Genomic DNA, 3,390 nt, shown 5'->3' with positions numbered 1-3,390 from the left:
AGCCGCTTGTACCTCACAAGAGAATGCAGCCCCGGCCAGCGCAGGTCAGCAGTTAGTGCGGGTCATGCACCCGTTTCATCCTCTTTTTGGACAACAGCTTCCTTGCGTCGGCGAGCGAGCTAACTCGCAGGGCAAACGTTTGCTGTTGCAGACCGAGGATGCCACCGTTTGGTCCGTTCCCCCGCAATGGACTGACCTTGTGAGCCCAGATCCTGAAGTTGTCATGGGCAACGGACGGTCGCTCTTGCGGGTCATCGACTTAATGGAATTGGCCGCCCTGGTGGAGCGCCTTTCCAGAACATGATGATGGGCAGATGTGTAAAGCTAAATATGCCGCGACTGTAAAGCGGATTATGCCGCATAGGCCTTATTTTGATGGAGTTGTTCTCGCAATTACAGGGAGTTTATGATGTTAAACCATGAGGAATGCCTTGACGAGGCAGCAAAACGCGTCATAATTAACATTACTATTACGCCGCTTCATGTCCTCGGAGCCATCAATGTCTGCGAAGTACGACAGCAAGCGCACAAAGACCGATGTCCTCATCGAAGAGGGTACGTTCAATCCCGCCCCCGAGAAGGTGCGCGATCCAAAGTTTCGGGGCAGCGAGTTCTTCGATCCGCACGACGCCGTCCAGGTCAAATACGAGATGCTGCGGCGCGTCTCCATCGACAAGGTGTCGGTGACGGAGGCCTCCGACGAGTACGGTGTTTCCAGGCCGACCTACTACCAGGCCAAGGTGAACTTCGATATGGCCGGCATTGCCGGACTGGTGCCTACAAAGCCGGGGCCCCGGGGCCCCCACAAGATCGACGACAAGGTCGTGGCATTTCTGCAGGCGCAGCTCGCTCCAGGAGAACCCGTTCGCGCTCGGGAACTTGCCAAGCTGCTCCGCCAGGAACTCGACATCGAGCTTCATCCCAGATCGATCGAGCGGGTTCTAAAAAAAAGCGGCAGGTAAATCTTGCCGCGACGGCGGCATGCCCGATCCAACCGTCGACCATCGCGTCCCAGTACGAGGTCTTGCGCAAGGCTGCTCTCGGCGCAGCGCTGCCGCTTATGGCCCGTAGCGGCCTGATGCTCTTTTTGCGCCGGGGCATGTGGGGATGGGCTCAGACGTTGACCGCAACAGCAAGCACCCCGCGAGAGCAGAGTTACCCGTCGTCAACTGCTTGGCCGCTGCACCGCGGACACAGCGCCGTCGTTCACGTCCTTGCGACAATCGCCATGAGCATCAACGATCGGAGATCACGATGAATGTACATCTCAAAGTCCAGCCTCATCACCGCGAACGCAGCGCCTACCTCTACATCCGTCAATCTTCGATGCGGCAAGTCATCGACAATACCGAGAGCGCCATGCGCCAATATGCGCTTCGCGGTCGCGCTATCGCCCTGGGTTGGCGCGAGGAGCAGATTATCGTCATTGATAACGATCAAGGCGAATCCGGCGCATCGGCGGTCTGGCGCGAAGGGTTTCAACGGCTGGTCAGCGATGTCGGCATGGGACACGCCGGAATCGTCATGGGCCTGGAGGTTTCCCGTCTGGCGCGCAACAATGCCGACTGGCAGCGGCTGCTGGAGATCTGCGCTCTTGCCGACACCCTGATCCTAGACGAGGACGGTGTCTATGACCCGGCAAGCTTCAACGACCGGCTCCTGCTCGGCCTAAAGGGAACAATGAGTGAGGCCGAACTCCATGTGATCAAGGCACGGCTGCGCGGCGGCATCCTCAACAAGGCCCGGCGCGGCGAGTTCCGCTGCCCTCTGCCGACCGGGCTGGTCTATGACCATTCCGGCAATGTGACGCTTGATCCAGACATGCAAGTCAGAGAGACGATCGCCCATTTCTTCGAGACGTTCTCTCGCGTCGGATCCGCCTCCCAGACCGTCAAGGCCTTTCGGCAGGAAGGCATTCTCTTTCCCTCCCGCTTGCACGACAGCCAGACGGTTTTCCGGCCACTGACGCCTTCGACGGCGATGCGCGTGCTGCACAATCCACGTTACGCCGGAGCCTATGCCTATGGCCGCCGTCGCTATCGACGAACCATCGATGGCAAGAGGATTGTGCGTGAACAAGATAATGATGATTGGACGGCATGTATTCCAGATGCCCATCCCGGCTACATCAGTTGGGAGCAGCATCAGGAGAACCTGAGGATGCTGAAGTCGAACATCTGCCATAAATGGAACGCGGGGGTCGCATCACCCCCGCGCGAAGGCCCGGCGCTGCTGCAGGGGCGGGCCGTGTGTGGGCAATGCGGCAGGCATTTTCACATGCGCTACGCTGCCCGACGCGGTCGGCAGGAAGCCTGGTACGTTTGTGATCGCGCCCGTACCAATCGCGGTGAACCCTTATGCCAGGCGATCGCCGCACCTCCCGTCGACGAAGCCATCGGTATGCTGATCGCAGAGCAGATGACGCCGGCAGCCATCGAACTGGCAATCGAAGTCCGCAAAGAGATCGAAGCGCGGCATGAAGAGGCGGATCGGCTGCGCTGTCGCGCGATCGAGCGAGCCCAAACGGAAGCCGATCTCGCCCAGCGCCGTTTCATGCTCGTCGATCCCAATAACCGCCTTGTCGCCGACACGCTCGAAGGCGAATGGAACGGGAAGCTCCGCATCTTGGCTAACGCCCGCGAAGAGCGCGAGCGCGCCCGGGAGCACGATCAATTCATCCTCGATAAGGCCGTCCACGAGCGGTTGGTCGCAATGACGGCGGACTTCAAAAAACTCTGGACCAATTCAGAGACCCCCAACCGCGAACGAAAGCGTCTGCTTGCCCACATCATTGAGGACGTCACCCTCCTCAAACTACCGAAGAGAGGCACAACCAAGGCTCATATTCGCTTCAAGGGCGGCAAAACCCAGACACTCGTCACCATCAGCCCAAAATCGCCCAGCCAGCAGGTCAAGACGAATCCCGACATCATCGTGCTGATCGATAAGCTCCTCGACGATCATATTTTTTCCGAGATCGCCGAGATTCTCTGCAATCAGGGATACCGTCCGGGCTCGGTGACGCGCCGTGACCAGCGCAACGCACGCTTCACAACCAAACGCGTCACCTATCTTGTTCGCGAATACAAGCTGAGATCACGCTATGACCGACTCCGGGATCGTGGGATGTTGACAAAGAAGGAGGCGGCCGCACACCTCAATATCCATGAGCATACTCTCGCCAGATGGGCTGAACACGGCCTCGTCGCCAGCCATGCCTACAACGGGCACTACTACCTGTACGAGCTTCCGCAGACGGATTTACCGCAAAAGCAATGCAGTCGATGGAACCAGCTCGTCGATCGCGCCGCCGCGCGTCAGTAAAATGCCAGCCAAGCCAAAACCTTCAACTGAATCCGAAAGAGAGATGCAGTATGAATGCAGATCGTT

General features: G+C 58.6%; 3 protein-coding genes. All 3 read left to right on the top strand.

Translation table 11 applies throughout. The features are described 5' to 3' along the window. Positions 1-304 (top strand): DUF5372 family protein (locus ABIE33_RS36065; RefSeq protein ID WP_429133918.1); only part of this gene is annotated, 304 nt, incomplete at its 5' end. A gap of 196 nt (positions 305-500) precedes the next feature. Then, positions 501-962: a helix-turn-helix domain-containing protein gene (locus ABIE33_RS36060; RefSeq protein ID WP_429133917.1), complete on the top strand. Its 462-nt coding sequence runs from the start codon at positions 501-503 to the stop codon at positions 960-962. A 292-nt stretch (positions 963-1,254) separates the two neighbouring features. After that, on the top strand, positions 1,255-3,324 hold the full coding sequence (locus ABIE33_RS36055; RefSeq protein ID WP_429133915.1) for a recombinase family protein: 2,070 nt from the start codon (positions 1,255-1,257) through the stop codon (positions 3,322-3,324). Positions 3,325-3,390: the final 66 nt, after the last annotated feature.

This window comes from Ensifer sp. 4252, assembly GCF_050434565.1.
GTDB lineage: Bacteria > Pseudomonadota > Alphaproteobacteria > Rhizobiales > Rhizobiaceae > Ensifer.
The sequence above is the reverse complement of the archived record's forward strand: the minus strand, read 5'-3'. Positions and strand labels throughout refer to the sequence as shown.